This window comes from Shewanella colwelliana (assembly GCF_001735525.1).
GTDB classification, from domain to species: Bacteria; Pseudomonadota; Gammaproteobacteria; order Enterobacterales; family Shewanellaceae; genus Shewanella; species Shewanella colwelliana.
In genome coordinates this window covers 1-17726 of the sequence record NZ_MCBT01000003.1, presented here as the reverse complement: position 1 = coordinate 17726, position 17726 = coordinate 1, and the positions used below count along the sequence as shown (strand labels likewise).

The window sequence follows — 17726 nt, the reverse complement described above, 5'->3', positions numbered from 1 at the left end:
ACTTCCTTAATTGGACGACGTGGTCATCTATTTGCCGGTAGAGCGATGGTAATCGCTTTACCCTTTATTCGCCATTGATTAAAAAGCTGGCCGAGGGATCGACGAGCACTTTATCGCCCATGCCTTCACGGCCGAGTAACATCAAATAACTCATATCTTGGCGATTACTTAAGGTCAGCTCAATTGGCCACTGGTCTTCACCTAGCTGTAATAGGGTTTTGATGACGCAACGCTGTTCAACTTCGCCATTAGACGATTTTATCCGGCGCGTGTCATGCAGGGGCGCGCGACAATGCACCGTCTGCTCCAAATTATAGATATCGGGATGCAGGTCAAACTCGACAAACGGACGCCCAGCCACTTTAATGCGTTTGAGGTTGTCCACATGCAAAGAGGAGGTTTTTGCTCCAGTGTCGATACGGACATGCAAATCATTAATGCCAAGTTCTGGTAAATGACAGGCCTCAAGATTACCAATAATCATTTTCTTCATATAATACTCATACCTTTAACCATTTCTTTCAGGGTTGTATCGAATTCGACAACGGCATAATTTGATCTGTCATGATTTCGATATGTTCAATCACTTCATCGGCTGAATCGCCAAAATAAGCGATATGGAACATCGCATCACCCTCTAAGACCAATGGAATATTTTGTTTGCCGATAATAATGCCCGCACGCGTCGAGGTCACTTGTTGGATCAGCTCTCCCAGAGGGCTATTGATATCGGCCAACACCTCGCCTTTTTCCACATAGGCACCAAGTTTGGCATATTCACAGACAAACCCACTGGCCGATGCACGAGTCCAGTCGCTCTTGTTAGCGACAAAGGGTTCAATTTTTTTACGACCGGTGCGCTTTCTAATGACACCAAGTGCTGAAAGCACATTTTTAATGCCGCGAACACCCGTTTGAATTGACAATTCGTCAAAACGTAACGCCTCTCCCGCTTCATACAGCAATACTCGTGCGCCCTTATTAACGGCGGATTCGCGTAATGAGCCATCGCGGACATTGGAGTTAAGTAGCACTGGTACCCCAAAAGCTTGTGCTAATGATAAGGTGTCGGCGTCATCCAAATTGGCGCGAATCTGTGGCAAGTTAGACCGATGAATCGCGCCCGTATGCAAGTCAATCCCATAATCACAGTGGGCAACGATGCTATTTAAAAAGGTATAAGCTACGCGTCCAGCAAGCGAACCTTTTTGTGAGCCCGGAAAGCAGCGGTTTAGATCGCGTCTGTCTGGCATGTAGCGGCTCTGATTTAAGACGCCATACACATTTACCATAGGCACTAAAATTAGCGTGCCCCTGGTGAGCTTCACTTGGCTCTGAATTAAACGGCGAATAATTTCAATACCGTTGAGTTCATCGCCATGAACCGCAGCACTAACAAAGATTATAGGCCCATCCTTTTTGGCACGAATAACATGTACCGGCATCGACACTTCGGTGTCGGTATATAAACGTGCTACAGGCAGTTCTAGCTGTCTTTGCTCTCCGGGGAGAATATCTACCCCGCCAATCGTTAACGGGGTTTTCATTAGCCTTTTCCGCGTGTTTTGTTGGCGTGAGGCTTAGCTTTTTTCTCAATAAATTGGAAAATCAGGTCGGCTACATCTTTACCTGTCGCTTTCTCAATGCCCTCTAGTCCCGGTGACGAGTTAACCTCCATTACCACTGGACCATTGTTAGATTGCAATATGTCGACACCACACAAATTAAGCCCCATCGCCTTAGCTGCGTTGAGTGCCGTCGCGCGCTCCTCTTTCGTGAGGCGCACCAATTGAGCTTCGCCGCCGCGATGTAGGTTAGATCTAAACTCGCCTTCAGCAGCCTGACGCTTCATTGCCGCAACAACTTTATCGCCCACCACAAAACAACGGATATCGGCACCGCCAGCTTCTTTGATGAACTCTTGCACTAAGATGTTGGCCTTAAGCCCCATAAACGCTTCGATAACACTCTCGGCTGCTTTATTGGTCTCGGCTAATACCACACCAATACCTTGTGTGCCTTCGAGTAACTTAATCACTAAAGGTGCGCCACCGACATTTTTGATTAAATCTTGAATTTTATCTGGCTTGCTCGCAAAACCGGTGCGCGGCAGGCCTATGCCCTTACGCGATAACAGCTGCAGCGAGCGTAGTTTGTCACGTGAGCGACTAATGGCCACAGATTCATTGACTGAAAACGTACCCATCATCTCAAACTGGCGTACTACGGCCGTACCGTAGAAGGTAATCGATGAACCGATACGAGGAATGATGGCATCGTACTGTGGCAACACTGTACCCATATAACGTACCGTCGGATTACTACTGGTAATATCCATGTAGCAATGAAGTGTGTCGATGATATCGACCACATGACCGCGAGCTTCTCCCGCCTCTTTCATGCGACGGGTTGAATATAGGTTTTCACCACGAGACAAAATTGCAATGCGCATCTGTTCATTCCTTTAAATCTAACTCTCATCATGCATGAGAGTGAAGCATTTGGTCCAACTAGCGCTGGACGATGAATTGGATAAATAATCGCTAACCTTAGGTCAGTCTACACTAACGGTTGCGTTATAAATATAGCCACTAAAATGGCTCTAGTGTCTAATTTACCAATAAAAAGTACGATGGTGTTGTTACGATTTTTTTTACTAGCCTAGCCAACGAGGACGCGAAAATAGGGTGAAAAACTTTAATTGGAAAGCTAATTATTTTTATCGTAACAATAACAAACGCTAATCGTTAAGTGTGGGGCGCAGTGCATCGAAGTTATTGATAAAAAAAATGCCCAACACTAAGCAAAGCTTGATGTTGGGCATAGTGAATATTTAGCCGTTTTTTACCAAAAAAGCTTATCTCATGGTCATGATGTACTACCACACGTGGAATCTGGAAGATTTCTGTAAAGCCTTTAACAACAAGGCGTGTGTGTATTTTCCAGAAAAATGATATTTATCGGTCACTTTTCCTAAAAATCTAGATATCAACATATCATTTTCCAGAGTACTTATCACTATGTAGTTGCTATATTCTGCGTATAGCCAGAGTATACTTAACTTAAGAAACTACGATCGTAAGTACCACTTTCAGCGATTTTACCCGCAATTATTTCGTAACCAATACCTGAAGCTACTCCCATCAAATCTGCCGCATCTTTTTTATCTTTCACGTTCTGAGAGTCAATCATGTGCTCGCCTTTAACCTCGATCATCACATAAGAGCCATCTTGCTTCTTGATTAAGAAGTCTGGGTAGTAGCTTCGCACACGTTGTGTTTCACTATCCACGTAATGGATAACAAAGTCGCTCTGGCCATGTGTTAGCATACCGGTAAACCAGATCTTATCGACTTTATCTTCGTGCAACATGCTCCAGAAGAAGTCTCTCTCAGGGTTAGAATCGAAGCAATAGTTATCAAGATGGAAACTTTTTCCAACATTGGGGTTTGATTCGCTACTCGACTTGCTAATGACCTTATCCTTCGCGACCGTTACAGGGTAATAGCCCACATCAATAGGTGGTTCGTTTACAAGATCTACTTCGAATTCTTCAGTAATGCTCTCAGCTTCGATATCATAAATCGCTTTAAACAGGCGTGGGATGACCTCATCATAAAGCACCTCGTTGAATTCGTTAACCATCTTCAAGATACCTTCGAAGCCTTCGGTTGTACCTGTAATGATTTTCTCTGTAGCCAAACAAGGCTTGTTGAGGTAACGCGCAATATCAGCAACCAACGTTAGCTTTGAAAAAGTGCGCTGAACTTTGATATGGGAAATATCGTTATGTACTCGAGATTTCGCAGAGCCAAGATCATCAGGCATCAGCATTCCGTCTTGAGTTGAGTGGATAATTCGATATTTATCGACTTCCACATCTTTAAGGCCAAGTTCATACCCTTTGTCTAAGTCTTCTTTCTCTATCAACTTGAACTGACGACGTACCCGCTTAATCGGAATCTTTATGCTTGGTTGCTCAACTCTAACCTGCATCGTGACTTTGTTCGGATCGGGATCTTTCATCTCTTCAGCTGAGATACGGAAGTTCGCTTGAAGCTCTTTATCTAGAAGCTTCATGTTCTCATCGGTCAAGAAAACCTGACCTGTATGTTGACGATCACCGATAGCGCGCAAACAACGCATAGTCGCTTGGAGTATGAACACTTTTGATTTAGGCTCCCGGAACATCGCAACAGAAAATAGCGAACGACAGTTCCAACCTTCGCGACCTTTGTTTACCAACAAGATGAACTGCTTTTCCGATCTCGGTGTGTCTAGGCGATTAAACTCGCGAATGTCATCATCGGTCGTGAGTTTCTTATCACCAACGTTCACCAAAATACGATCTATTGAGATGCCTCGCTCTGCTAAAATTTCTTCTACGGCGGGGCGAACAACATCGTTTATCTCTTCGATAGTGGTCCCAAAAATAGCCATTTTTGGTAGCATATTTTCTGGGCGATCGACTTCCTCGGCACCTTCTAAGAACTTATCAATGGCAATCTCAAGGAACTCTTTTTGACGGGTCTGAGTAAAGCTATGAAGCTTTACCTGCTTCAGGTAATTGTTGTCGATAGCTTTACGCAAACCATAAGCGTAGACCACCTCAGGGAGCACATCTTTACCCACATAAGGCGTACCCGTATAGTTATAACAGCCAACAACTCGTGTCCCAGCTGCTTTTAAGTTGATTGCCAGCTCATCGATGGTTTTACGCAACGAATTGGCCGTATTATCGGTTTTGACCCCCATATCTTGAGCGAGCTTTGTGCCGAATGCGTGGTGCGCTTCATCGACAAAGATCCCTAGCTGAGGAAGGCGTTTGATTTTCTCGAAGCGTTGGTTGGTGACTAAGTCTGCTTCATCTTTTGGTGCGACATTCATTGTTTCCGAATCAAGATCGAGTACATCCATCATGTCATCAACAACGTTGCCCATTCCTTGGTAGGTATCTTTGCCTGAGCTAAACAACATATCCGCTGTTGATTTACCCTTGTTATCGCGACGCAAGATAATTTTCTGGCTGTTCGATACGATGATGTTGAATTTAGAGCCATCTAGCGTATTAAGCGACACACCGACATCTTCTAAGTAATGAAACTTAAACTCCGCAACAATCTGCATGTATTCAGACGGCACAACTTTAGTGTGGTCGAAAGACTCTATCTCACGCAAAGATTGGAGAACAGTCTTATCTGGGGCAAAAATAAGCGCGTTCTGAATAAAACGGTTATCATCTTTGCTCTTTTTGTTTCCAGCCAAGAAATCATAGAAGATACAAGTGGCCATCAAGATGGTTTTACCGGTACCCATTGTCAAAGCGAAGATGTAGTTGGGGTAAAGTCGGCCACCATTACTGGCCTTCATCTTATTGAAGACACCTTTGTAATCTTTCGCAGACATCTCCCAGAACATATCCCCTTGCATAAGCTGGCCATCGACCGCGCTAATACCAGAGACTCGTTCTTCGAAACGGCCTTTGTTGCCGTACCAATCTTCAAACAGTTGGTAAACAGGTTTGTTGTCCAAGAACTCTTTCAAGAAAACGTAAATCTCGAGCGCTTCGAACTGCGGCGTGCGCAAAAAGCTCCCTGGACGAGAAGGATCGTTGAAATCCAGAAATGCCTTACTTAGACGAGAATAATGCTTGCGGATCGTACCGCAGTGAATCTTATAGAACTCATGCAGGTGCACATAAAATGCATTGTTGAGTTCGAAGTTCTCTTGGGCATTTTTAGCCATGCGCAATCACCTCTTCATAAGATTCAGAGAGTAAATCTGTGATCTTAATCTTGATGTTATTTGCACCTTCTGGGATTTCGTATTCACCAGCAACGAATTCATCTTTTGCTGGGATATCGATAACGATAGGCTCCATGACCGCACCATCGAAGTTCCAGTCGATCATGATAGATTCCACCATTTCTCGCCACTCAGTTACGTCGTCTTTTTGTTGGCTGAGCTTTTGTAATAGGTTGCGAGGATAGAAGGCTTCGATGACTAACTTACCATCTTTAATTTCAATAGATGCTTCTGAGTCGTACTTGAAGGTAAGGTCAGATTTATCACGCAGAATATCGACCACTTCAACCTTCATCTTATAGCTAGACTCATTCTCAAGAATTGCGCCTAGTCCCGGCTCATGTCCCATACAAACCAGCATGATGTCTTCTACCGGTTTATTAGGATTTGCCTCTTTACGCTCCTCGAATTGCTTATAAGGGAAACCCTGAATCAGATCGTTCAAATCTTCTTTGGTTGCAATACGGTTTATAGGCATAATTTTAACTTTGTAACCGTCTTTTTCGCCATCGTAGATGGTATTAGAGCCAAGAGGTTGTATTTCTAAAGCTTCAAGCAGTAGTTCTTTCGCCTCTACAGGGTTGCGGAAAATGTCATAGTTATTGACGTTATAGACTTCGAAAGCAGCACCTGAGTTTGATAATCGCTTGGTTGTAGTTTGAATAGCACCTAAGTTTATATCTGCACCAACGAATCGTCGATTCAACTTGTTAGCAGCGACTTGAGTTGTGCCCGATCCCATGAATGTGTCAAGAACTAGGTCATTTTCATCTGTCGAAGACAAAATGATGCGTTCCAATAGCTCTAATGGCTTTTGTGTTGGGTAGCCAACACGTTCAGCTGCTTGGGAGTTAATTAAGGAAATATCATCCCAGATATTACCTACCGGCTTACCCTTATCATCTTCTGGTCGCAACTTTCGAAACGGAACATTGTTAGAAGACCACCCAATGTTTCCTTTTAGGTCGAGTTTCTCTAATGTTTCTTTTTTTACCCTCCACCCAGACGCAGGAGGCGTGTAACCTTTATAGGTGTAAACTAAGCTAGGTCTCTCTCCCATAGACATAGAACGGATAATTGGAGCATCATAGAATGGCCCTATCTCATCCTTTCTATGGTATTTCTCGGCAATCTCTTCTTTATTTAGTGGCGCTCGAACTCGATCGATGTCAATAACGCTATTTTCCGACTTTGAGTAAAAGTGGATAGAGTCTGTAAACACACTGAATTTTGACGCTTTATGTTGAGAGCCCTTTGGGTTAGTAGATCTAACCCATACAATTTCATTTCGAAAGTTGTTTGCTCCAAATATCTCATCCATCATCAAACGAATGTAATGGGACTGATGCCAATCGCAATGTAAATAAATGAAGCCATCATCACTGAGTAGTTCTTTCAATAAAACAATACGCTCATAAATAAACTGTAGGTAATCATCATTAGCCCAAATGTCTGTGTACTGTTTTTCCTCAAATGTAGTAGAGTCGTTCTGTACCTGCTTACCTTTAAGCTTTATTGTTTTTTTATAATCAGCCTTAGAATCAAATGGAGGATCTACATAAATAAGTTTGAACTTCCCGCGAAATTCTTTTAACAAATGGCTCATAACCTGAAGGTTATCGCCCCAGAAAATCTTGTTAATCCAGCCGTTATCGTCTTCTTGACCGTATACTTCTTTTAGTTGCGCTGGGAAGAACTGAGTCGAACGGAATGGACGTTTACCTTTCCAATTCAGCATCGGGTAGCCTTTGATCGGCTCAAATTCGTAGTTTTCTACGTTGGTCTGTTCATTAGACATAGTCTTATTCTCTTTATTCTTTGATGTCACTTAGCCTTCGCTAAGCAAAAAATTTCCAATTCTTTCGGTCACAATAACCACGCGCACTGCAGTCAACACATGTTTTATCTGGTCGAGCTTTGAGCGAAAAATCTTTGTTTTCTATTCTGTCGACAATACTATCAAACTGTTCAATGGTTTGGCCGATCACTGCCGTATTTTTGTTGAAACTGATGGTCGGTAAGCCTACGGACTCCCCCGTAAAATAAAGATGCATTTTACTCACCTTATAGCCGGTGTTTTCTTCGACCAAATGCGCGTATACCTCAAGTTGACGCTGATGGTGCAAAATGCGCTCTCGGTCCTTTTCCATGTTTGGCTTGCGCTCTGACTTAAAGTCGATGATCTCGACTGTATCGCCTTCTCCTTTGATAAGATCAACACTGCCGGTAAGTACATAGCGATCTTTAACCAATGAGATATCCACTTCCGTCTCTCTAATATCATCCCAATTACTGCCTTTGCGGTCCACGTAACGCATCACATGTTGCAGCGCCGCACCAAGGGTTGAATCACCTAAGTACATTCGCTCGCGGTTAGCCAGATTTTGGTAGTTATCTTGGAGCCATTCCGCAATATTCTCTTTGGTTATCTTATCTTCTTCCCCGCGAAGCGCAGCTTTGTGCACGTCTTCCAAGGTTTCGTGGATCAAGGTACCGAATAGCATTGGGCTTGCTTTAACCGGCTGAAATTCAAGTTCCTTGAACAAGCGATATTGCTCAGCGCAAGTCTCAAACAAAGTAATGTGCGATGTAAATGCGTATTCGTGTTTGATGTTTACGTCTTTAACTTGCTCAAACTCAATAGAAGCAAGCTTGTGCCTAACATCTCTCCAATATGGGAGCTTTGAAGTGTAATCCGTAAAGTACTTTGATGGCGTTTTTCCGTGGCCAGATTTCTCTTGTCCTGTGAGAACAAGTAGATTCTGAGGGCGAGAGAAAGCCGTATAAAAAAGACGCCAGAAGTCAAAGTGCTTGGTATCTTCTAACGGCTCAAACGGAGGTTTGGCCATGTACTGGTGTTCGATGATTTCGTCTAAGTCAGTGTATTGCTTTCTTGGTACTGCTTCGAGCGAACCGACGAATACAATAGGAAACTCCAACCCTTTCGATTGGTGAATGGTCAAGAACGAAACACAACCAGACGGTGCGTATTCAGACATATCCTCATACTCATCGATTCCACCTTCGAAAAGAAACTTCAAGAAGTTGTCGAATAGAGACGTCAGGTTTCGCAGTAAGTATTTTGGACTCAAGACACTGATATGGTGTAGGTACTCGAATTTTCCAAGCATTCGGCTCATCTGAGCTAAATTACGCTGCGCACGTTCGTGCCCATTCTCTTGTTCTAGGAAATGCGAAAACAACGGAAACTGAAGCAGCTCATAAAACAACCCAAGGAAAGCCGATTCTGCGTTCTTTGTCATATTATGGTGCGCTGCAGCTTTGCGCTTACACCAGATGAGTAAATCCGATTGCTCCGGTTGGCGCAGTTTTTCAATAAAAGGTGCGATGCATTGTAGTTCGTAGTAATCCCAGATCGGTAGCCGTTTACCTTCTTGGATTTTTTTCTTTCGATCTAGCATCACCATAGGAAATACCATGTGTAATGCACCCATTAAATGACGAATTTCTTCTCGCTCAAAAAACAGATTTGCGCGTGGTGAATATACAGGAATACCTTTTTCTTCAAGAGATTGCGCAAGCGCTCTTACCTTATCCGCTTTTACGGAGCGGAATAAAAACGCTGCTTGGTTCCAATCGGTAAGCTTGCCTTCATTTTTTAGGTGCATGAGCATCTGATAGACATCTTCATGCCAGTCATCACCTTCAGGTGTCACAGCACTGACAACCGTTGGGCCTGCGTCAAAATCTCCTTCACGGGCTTCGATGGTTTTACTGTAACGGTAGTTCACACCGCCACGTAACCATGGCTTATCTCCCATATAGGTATCATAAAAACCTACGATGTCAGGATGAGAGCGGTAGTTGATGGATAGCTTAACTTGCGCGCACTCTCCTAGAGTAAACTTAGCCGGAAACTCCAAGATATTGCGAACGCTCGCCCCTCTGAAACGATAGAGTGCTTGGTCATCATCGCCAACTACACATAAATTACGCTTCGATCCCATCAGAAGCTGTAAAAGTTGCTCCTGAATAGTATTGGTATCTTGGTATTCATCGACCATGAGATATTTTATTTTCGAAGTCAGCTCCTCGAGAATAAGAGGGTTCTGTTTTAGCAGGGCAAGTGTTTCTATTTGAATGCTTGAGAAATCTAGTGAATTATGTGTTTTCAGTAGTTCTTGATAAATTTTATAGCACTCACCAAGTGCACAGATTGCTTCATCTGGTGAGCTAACTAATTTATCAATATCTAGTATTTCTTCTGAGGCCTTGTTCAGCCAACTTAGTAAGTTCTCAGATTTTGCCCAGGCAGGTATTTTATGCTCGCCTAAGATATGTTCGATACCGCTGATGTCTTTGAACTCACGAAGCCTCTGATAAATAAAGTACTGTTGATCGAACTGATCCATGAGCACGAAACTGCGCTTAAGGCGTGTAAACTCACGATACTCTTCTAGTATGCGTAAACAGATGGAATGAAAAGTACCGAGGTACATATTGTTTACATTGAAGTTTGAACCGCGCTCAAGAAGGCGATTTGAAATTCGGGTTTTCAGCTCTTGTGCTGCTTTCTCGGTAAATGTGACTACTAATAGCTGCTCGGGCTCAGCTCCATGCGCAAAAATAAGATTCATTACTCGCTCTACTAGCGTATAGGTTTTACCTGAGCCAGGACCTGCAATAATGAGCAAAGGTCCTTGAAAGTGATGAATAGCGGTTTGTTGAGCAGCATTTAGAGATGTCATATCAACCTATTTAGCGTTTTGAGCAACCCAAGCTATTAAATACAATAGTAATATCTCTTACTTACAACCTTGCAAGCAAGAGATATTTAGTTAAAAGATGAAGCAAACCTAAGCTGCTTTAAGTTTTATATCATCGCTTAAAAAGCTTTCAATATCTTCAACTCGTAATGCATGCAGTCGAGGAGCTATGTTCTTTTGTCCATTGAGAAATTTTATTGCTCGACTATGTTTGAGTAGCTCATTACCACCACAAATCACCAAATAGTTATCATATGTGGTTCGAGCTGCATCTATAGCTGTATAGCCAAGTTTCTCCATTGTCGTACCTGTTGACTCCTGATACTTAGCAACGATTTGTAGCGTTCGTTTAGGTGTGTAAAGGATATAATGAGCATGATCACTTTTATCCGCAAAAATACTCGGATATTTAATGTTAGATTGATAGGTGAAAGGTGCTTTAGTGTTACTTGGCACAAAACCCATTTTTTCAAAAGTGGTTGATATATCTTTTAAAAGCGTTTTTCTACACATATTCTTTCTCCGAATAGCGTTAACTAAATTATTGAGTGATGCTTCTGACAATTTCAGTAGCATCTATTGACAGCTTCTCGGTTATCGAGGAAGTGATCGAAGGTGGCTGCTTACGTATTCTTGCCGACCGTTACGGCGACGAATATATGCACAAACCAGCACATCTTTTTGTCGAATACTCATATGAGTTTCCTCCCAAAAAAGATTGAAGAGGGAATTCTGCTATTGAGATGAACACATTTGAAAGGTATGATTGCGAAACAAACCTGAGCAATCTTGCCTTTCAGTGGGCTTGAAACCTCTTTATGTTGGGCCTTATATAGTCTGTTGGCGCAGAGTATATAATTCACCTCATTATAAAAAGCACTTTTAGTCTCTACTAAAAGTGCTTTTTATTTCTCTTTTCTAACACCCTTGAATGGGGTGCCATCTTGTTTTACATCCATAAATTGTCCAGTATTGGCATCTCTTTTTACCCAGTGTCCCGATTGGGTTTGAGTTTGAGAGCGTTCACGGACCATTCCGTGTCGGCGGTTATCGCCTGATTTACCATTTGTAGCCATAATGGCCTCCTAAATAATGCAGTTAGTTTGCTTGATACTTGCCTAGCTTGTTCATTATATGATCGATCACCGATCGAGATCAACTGCATTTATATTTTTTATAAGTCAATTTCACTTTTATAGTGTTTTTTTTGTAACTCATTGCTCATTTTTATAGTGCTAATATATACATGCCAAAGTCTTTGATCTAAGATTAAAACAAAATAAAGAATGGATACTTTTCATGATTACATTCGAAGAATTGAAAAACTCATACCCAAAAACCGCAGACAGACTAGCTTTTATAGATTTCATGCTTAGATTTACAGGTGTAGTAAAGCGCTCAGGCATAAGCGAGATGTTTAATCTTTCTGATGCAGCATCTTCCAAGGTTCTAGCGGAGTATAGTGAATTAAAGCCTAATAATATTGAATATAATCGAACGGTTAGAGCTAATGCTATAATGAGGGATAGTTTCCGACCGCTACTAGATTTAGATTCTGAGACTGCTTTGGGAATGCTTGCTAATGGCTTTAATAGAAATAAGTTGTCCTTTCCCGTGAGAACCGCAATCCCTTTCGAAAAAATAGGGCGAGTTCCAAATAATCTTCCAACAGATTCTGTTGCAAAGATTACAAGGGCCATAAATGGTAAATATGCCATAAGCTGTTGTTACCAATCAGAAAGCAGTAGTAACCATGATAGGCGAGTAATAATTCCCTTAAGCATTATGCATGATGGCTCAAAATGGATGTTTAGAGGCTTTGACCGAAACGACCCTAAAAATATTTTTTACAAGAATTTTCATTTCTCTAGAGTAAGAGATGTAGAGGAGTATTTTCAGAACAAAGATTATCAAGCAGAACCAGAGGAAACTCTTGAAGCGGATAAACAGTGGAATTTGATTTTACCTTTGCAGTTACAGATCCATCCTGATAGAACACTTGAAGAGGCAACTAGGATCCGCAATGATTTCGGTATACCAGCAAGCGCCAATGAGTTAACTATTGAGGTGAGATGTGCCCTGATGTTTTTCGTTGAAAAACAATGGTTCATTGATAAGAGGCTAAACTCAAATCAAGATGTAGAACGATATTTCAAGTTCAAACTCATGAATGCAGAAATGTTAGAGCTTGTAATGCAAAAAAATTTATAACTTACTTGGTACTCGACCACCTAATAACCTGAGTCAGGTAAGCTCTTGCCCCCACCGCTTTTATTAGGCCGTATATCATCATATTGAGCTCGGTAATTAGAAGCTCAGTATTGTATTAAAAAATCCGAAGTTATATTTAGCTTCGGATTTTTTAATACAATAAGCTCTAATAGGTACATTTATTTTTTCAGCGTCTTATTCAGTGATAATGCTGTAGCAATAAATGTTGAGTCGTGGGCTACATTTAATTTTGATATAAATATCAGTTTGATAGATGTCATAAATCTCGTGAGCTGTTATTTATAAGCGGGTGAAAAACCGGTTTTAGTGATAATGAAATCCGTAGATAGGCAGATTGTTGATGGGTTCTTAGATAGTTAGGGCTCAAACTCTCATGCATAGTTTTATCAAAGTATAAGCTGAGTATTATGGGTACACCATAATACTCAATAACAGTAGAAAAATGGGTGTACCATAATACTCAGATTATAGCTTAGAATGGCGAATCGAACGTAGATATTACCTTTTCTCTAAATCCCCCTAAAAGCTCAAAAGACTGTGATACAAAATTTATAATATGATTAGATGGCATTGTATTCAGAGAGTTAGATTTAATGGGGTTTTGTAGATAGTTACATCCTAGATCTAGCTTACGAACACTTCGAGATACATTATGATCTTCCATAACTTCATTTTTTTCTATCGATAGTACTTCTGACAAACTGACATTTATTGGCCTTCTGAATATTAAAGGCCTGTCAGGTATTTCTTCTGCTATGCGGTTTGCAAACTCTACAAGCTTTGGCTCTGCAAATGTGTATAACCAAGCTTGTGGGTTAGCCGAATCATCCGTACGTAAAATACGGCCTAGCACTTGCCTAAAATAGAGCTCGGTTTTAACTCTGCTCAGATGACAGCAAACCTGCAGACGCGGTATGTCAGTTCCTTCACTTATCATGCCTACACTGACAATCCAGTTGGTCGTACTGTTTTTAAATTCATTTATCTTAAACGAAGGATCATCTTCTTTGTATGTAACGATCTGAGCCGTTTCACTAAACTCAGTTTTTAACATATTAAACATATATGCAGCATGTTTAGTTGACGAGGCTACGATGAGTCCGGCTGCATAAGGGTTGTTCTGTTTTATTACTTTAAGCTTGTTCGTTGCTAACGCTAAAGTATGTCGAATTGCTTCATGGTCATTGATAACAGCCTGGTATGAAATCGATGAACCTTCAAATAAGTCGTGTAAGCAACTATATGTCTTTACTTCATTTTCTTCGTCAGTTACTGAAATGTTGTCATTGTCGATTAGTACAATTTGGGGGACCCGACATACACCATCGGCAACAGCTTCCTTCAGACCATAAATATAGTCACATTGAATCATATTATCCGGATCTGTATATCGAGATAAGGTAATCGGTGCTTGATCAGAACGCCAAGGCGTACCAGTCAGGGCTAAGGTGTACTGCGCTTGCTCTTGTATGTTGAGTAAGATTTCTTCCCCCCAAGCATTAGCATCCTCAAGATTACTGCCAGAACAATGATGGATCTCATCAAAGACAACCAATACTCGATTTCTTTTTAGCAGTTGCCAGAAGTCTTCTTTGAAAGAAAGCATCCCTTGATAGGTATAAGAACAACCTACAGATCCAATTACACCATCAAAGCGGCATTCCAACCGGTGTGAAAATGTTTTTTGAATACCTTGGGAGATGTTTACTGAAGGAGAAAAGCACAATACAAAATCAATAAGATCTTGCTTGAATAATTCCGCTGCCACCTCTGCCGCCATAATCGTCTTACCTGCGCCTGGAGTCGCCAAACAAAGGAAGTGTCTTAGATTTGAGTCAAAGTGCTCTAGAGCGCGATTAACGCACTCTGATTGCCATTTTCTTAGTTGCATTAAAGTTACTTTTTCTGATGAGCAAGAACAGACTTAATCGCTTTGACTTGACCTAAGAGCTTTGAGCTATTCTCTCTCGCTAGCATGTATTGTGATTCAAGGTGGGCTTTCATTTCTGGGAAAGATTGGTACAGACGCATGTATTCTTCTGACTCACCAATGCTGGTGAGTAGATCAACTTCAGATTGCTTAAGGCGATCCTTTAGCTGTCGGGTTACATTGTATTCGATTGGCTGGCTGGCATCTTCACTACGTTGACTTATGATGAAGCTCACTTGATCAAATTGTTCAGTTTTTTGATAAGTTGCTGTTTTAGAGTTTTCGCTGATAGCTTTCTTTAAAACTCCTTTTTTAATGAGCTTATTTACCTGCCTATAAATAAATTTATAGGCTTCACTAGCACTTTGATTGCTAGGTGAGACAGCCAAAAAGGCATCCCGCAGCTCTACAACTTGGAAGTTATTGCAGTTCTCGTCCTGGAGAATAGTATGCAACGTAGCGCATATTTTGATTGAAACTTTTGACATTACTTTCTCACAAGAGGTTAATCATTGGTTCTAATTTGGAGTAGAAGAACATTATAAACTAAATGCGGATTATAATCCGTGGCTTTATAAGCCGCAACTTTGGATAGTCTTTCTCTTTAACGAGATGAAAAATGAAAGACTTAGCAATCCAATTTGGCTTGAAATTACGGAACAAACGCAAAGAGTTGGGAATATCCCAAGATAAATTGGCGCTTTTAGCTGAGATTGATCGCAGCTATGCGGGGAGAATCGAGCGTGGAGAAGTCAATATCACGCTCGAAAAAGCATACCAATTGGCTGAGGTCTTGGATTGTGATGTAAGGGAGTTGCTCCCTTAAATTTTTAGATATCGAAATGAGTCTAACTGGTTGAGTTTTGCAAACTCCCGAGCCTCATTTTTTGTCTTGAAAGGATGTATACCAAGCTCTCGTAACTGTTCGATTGCTTCTCTTGGGCAAGAAACCATCCAATCATTTTCTCCACTCATAAAGCTTGTAGATGATAATTTTACTGTACGAACTTCACCGTTTTGGATAAACGTCTTAGTGAGCGACTCAATGTAATCTAATTCAGGGAGAACTTGCTGGCAGGTAAGATCGTAGAATCTAGGTTCTGAGTGCATGGTAATCAAGAAGTACATTATTAATTCTCGCTTACTATATCGTTATCCAATGGTCCTACTACGATTTGCTTACCCAAATCGAACCCTATCATTATTTCGCAGATACCGGGATCTAGCTCAAGCTGTTGGCATACCCGATTGGCTTCGAGTACTTTTTTGAATGATTTTGCTTGGTCTGGGAATTTATGCCATCCCTTAAGAACACGTTCGGATGAAATGTCGAATTTGGCTAAAAATTCATCAGAGTCTCCGCGGTAAATCAAGTAACCAAAGAATGGGATATGATCTTCCACTCCCAAATTTTTTCGTATCGTTTCTAGTTTTGGTTCATCCATAAACACCTCTTAATCATCCAAAATATGAGATTGCAAAGTTACATTAATTGGTTGATGAAAATGAGGCAAGCTTTAAGTGGTAAGCCAATGGATTCTAGATTAGTTAGGTTTAATGCGCTAACAGGCTTATGCTCATCAAAGTGGCATAACTAGAATACATTTAGCAATCTAGTTCTTGCTGTCGCTTACTCAGGCACTGAAGTAGAGGGCATCATTGCAAAAATAAAAGTGGCATCATGCCGTCTAAGTCGCGTTAGGCAAAAGGAAAAGTCTGAAACTCAAAAAGAAAGTCAATTTACTAATTGATCGTATTGGTCTGTATTCTTTTCAACTGCACCTACTGACAGTTATGGTTGGTGAGTACTCTAGACAGAGTAAGGATTTGGAGCGGTAATCCCCCCATTTTTAATGGAGTTCAGAAGTAGACTTGTTAATTTGGGCTAAACGCTGCATGGGGGTTATTCCTCCCAATGCCATGTTTGGTCGTTCATTGTTATAAACCCAAAGCCATTCAGTTGCAAAGTTTTGTAGCTCGGTCACAGAGTCAAACAGGTAATGAGATAGCCAATCATAACGTACAGTTCTATTGTAGCGTTCGATATAGGCGTTTTGCTGAGGGTTGCCTGGTTGGATATAGCAAAGCGCTATTTGATGCCTCTCAGCCCAAGCTACAAGTAAACTGCTGATATACTCAGGCCCATTATCACACCGTATAGACTTCGGTTTTCCACGCCACTCAATGATCTGCTCAAGTGTTCTTTGCACACGGATTGCTGGCAAAGAAAAATCCACTTCGATAGCTAACCCTTCTCGATTAAAGTCATCGATCACATTAAATAATCTGACTGAACGGCCGTCTGCAAGTTGATCATGCATAAAGTCCATTGACCAACATTCGTTGGCTTTTTCAGGTACCGCTAGTGGCTGTGGTTTTTCACGAACCAATCGCTTCTTAGGTTTGATACGAAGGTTTAACTCAAGCTCACGATAAATTCGATAAACACGTTTATGGTTCCAACCAAAGCCTTTGACGTTACGTAGATGAAGAAAGCACAGGCCAAAACCCCAGTTACGTTGGTTGTTCGTCAATCGAATTAGCCAGTCAGCTATGACAGCGTTTTCGTCTGAGTTTTTAGGCTGGTAGCGATAGCAACTTTCGCTGACGTGGAAGGTGCTACAGGCCAAACGGATACTCACTTCCCTAGAGCTTACGGCGTTCCTTGCCATCTCGCACCGCAGAGACGGCTTTACCACTTTTTTGCCATGGCTTCCTGGATCAGCTCGGCTTTGAGTCGCTCTTCTGCATACATCTTTTTAAGGCGACGGTTTTCATCTTCTAGCTCTTTAAGTCGTCCCATTAACGAGGCGTCCATACCGCCATATTTGGAGCGCCATTTGTAAAAAGAGGCGCTGCTCATACCGTGCTCACGGCAAAGCTCTGGAACAGGTGAGCCTGCATCAGCTTGTTTAAGAATTGATAGTATTTGGCTGTCGCTAAATCTTGATTTTTTCATTGAGAATCTCCTAGTTACAGATTACGAGAAAATTCTACTTATGAACACCGTGGTTTTTCGGGGGGATTACCGA

15 protein-coding genes are annotated in these 17726 nt (G+C 41.6%); 3 read left to right on the top strand and 12 right to left on the bottom strand.

Annotated elements, in window-relative coordinates; all coding sequences use genetic code 11:
• Positions 1 to 64: 64 nt before the first annotated feature.
• The 7 genes from BEL05_RS01520 to BEL05_RS01490 form a co-directional block, all read right to left on the bottom strand.
• Complete coding sequence (locus tag BEL05_RS01520) at positions 65 to 493, bottom strand: ATP-dependent zinc protease family protein (RefSeq protein WP_028764272.1); 429 nt, start codon at positions 491 to 493, stop codon at positions 65 to 67.
• 28 nt (positions 494 to 521) lie between these two features.
• Entirely contained in the window at positions 522 to 1547 is a 1026-nt protein-coding gene (locus BEL05_RS01515; protein WP_069670062.1) for a succinylglutamate desuccinylase/aspartoacylase family protein, read from the bottom strand.
• Positions 1547 to 2452 carry a 30S ribosomal protein S6--L-glutamate ligase gene (rimK, locus tag BEL05_RS01510; RefSeq protein ID WP_069670061.1) on the bottom strand — a complete coding sequence of 302 codons (906 nt, stop codon included), beginning with the start codon at positions 2450 to 2452 and terminating at the stop codon, positions 1547 to 1549. The genes BEL05_RS01515 and rimK overlap by 1 nt, the downstream gene beginning before the upstream one ends.
• Before the next feature lie 605 nt (positions 2453 to 3057).
• A complete protein-coding gene (locus tag BEL05_RS01505; protein WP_069670060.1) occupies positions 3058 to 5745 on the bottom strand; it encodes a DEAD/DEAH box helicase family protein in 2688 nt (895 codons plus the stop codon).
• Positions 5738 to 7603 (bottom strand): site-specific DNA-methyltransferase, encoded by a 1866-nt coding sequence (locus tag BEL05_RS01500; RefSeq protein WP_069670059.1) that lies wholly within the window; start codon positions 7601 to 7603, stop codon positions 5738 to 5740. The genes BEL05_RS01505 and BEL05_RS01500 overlap by 8 nt, the downstream gene beginning before the upstream one ends.
• A 40-nt stretch (positions 7604 to 7643) precedes the next feature.
• Positions 7644 to 10514: an ATP-dependent helicase gene (locus BEL05_RS01495; protein WP_069670058.1), complete on the bottom strand. Its 2871-nt coding sequence runs from the start codon at positions 10512 to 10514 to the stop codon at positions 7644 to 7646.
• Positions 10515 to 10622: 108 nt separating this feature from the next.
• The gene (locus BEL05_RS01490) at positions 10623 to 11045 is read right to left on the bottom strand and encodes a PD-(D/E)XK nuclease superfamily protein (protein ID WP_069670057.1); all 423 of its coding nucleotides are present in this window, start codon (positions 11043 to 11045) and stop codon (positions 10623 to 10625) included.
• A gap of 38 nt (positions 11046 to 11083) precedes the next feature.
• On the opposite strand from BEL05_RS01490, the gene BEL05_RS20985 reads away from it, so the two are divergent.
• Positions 11084 to 11254: a hypothetical protein gene (locus BEL05_RS20985; RefSeq protein WP_175427308.1), complete on the top strand. Its 171-nt coding sequence runs from the start codon at positions 11084 to 11086 to the stop codon at positions 11252 to 11254.
• Between the two features lie 183 nt (positions 11255 to 11437).
• Here the strand turns inward: BEL05_RS20985 and BEL05_RS20980 are convergent, their stop codons facing one another.
• On the bottom strand, positions 11438 to 11608 hold the full coding sequence (locus tag BEL05_RS20980) for a hypothetical protein (protein ID WP_175427307.1): 171 nt from the start codon (positions 11606 to 11608) through the stop codon (positions 11438 to 11440).
• A gap of 223 nt (positions 11609 to 11831) precedes the next feature.
• Here BEL05_RS20980 and BEL05_RS01485 point away from each other — a divergent pair, with 223 nt between their 5' ends.
• Positions 11832 to 12743, top strand: a complete 912-nt coding sequence (locus BEL05_RS01485) for a BrxR family helix-turn-helix transcriptional regulator (protein ID WP_069670056.1) — start codon at positions 11832 to 11834, stop codon at positions 12741 to 12743.
• Positions 12744 to 13236: 493 nt separating this feature from the next.
• On the opposite strand, the gene BEL05_RS01480 is transcribed toward BEL05_RS01485, so the two are convergent.
• Together BEL05_RS01480 and BEL05_RS01475 are read right to left on the bottom strand one after the other, a co-directional pair.
• Positions 13237 to 14655, bottom strand: a complete 1419-nt coding sequence (locus tag BEL05_RS01480) for a DEAD/DEAH box helicase (RefSeq protein ID WP_069670055.1) — start codon at positions 14653 to 14655, stop codon at positions 13237 to 13239.
• A gap of 5 nt (positions 14656 to 14660) precedes the next feature.
• Positions 14661 to 15182 carry a VspR family transcription factor gene (locus BEL05_RS01475; RefSeq protein WP_069670054.1) on the bottom strand — a complete coding sequence of 174 codons (522 nt, stop codon included), beginning with the start codon at positions 15180 to 15182 and terminating at the stop codon, positions 14661 to 14663.
• A gap of 131 nt (positions 15183 to 15313) precedes the next feature.
• On the opposite strand from BEL05_RS01475, the gene BEL05_RS01470 reads away from it, so the two are divergent.
• Positions 15314 to 15520: a helix-turn-helix domain-containing protein gene (locus tag BEL05_RS01470; protein WP_069670053.1), complete on the top strand. Its 207-nt coding sequence runs from the start codon at positions 15314 to 15316 to the stop codon at positions 15518 to 15520.
• A 304-nt stretch (positions 15521 to 15824) separates the two neighbouring features.
• On the opposite strand, the gene BEL05_RS01460 is transcribed toward BEL05_RS01470, so the two are convergent.
• Positions 15825 to 16139, bottom strand: coding sequence for a hypothetical protein (locus tag BEL05_RS01460; protein WP_069670051.1), 315 nt, complete (start codon positions 16137 to 16139; stop codon positions 15825 to 15827).
• 405 nt (positions 16140 to 16544) lie between these two features.
• A protein-coding gene (locus tag BEL05_RS01455) for an IS3 family transposase (RefSeq protein WP_139151799.1) occupies positions 16545 to 17653 on the bottom strand; the annotation gives its coding sequence in 2 pieces (ribosomal slippage) (positions 16545 to 17401 and positions 17401 to 17653; 1110 coding nt in all).
• Between the last annotated feature and the right edge of the window lie 73 nt (positions 17654 to 17726).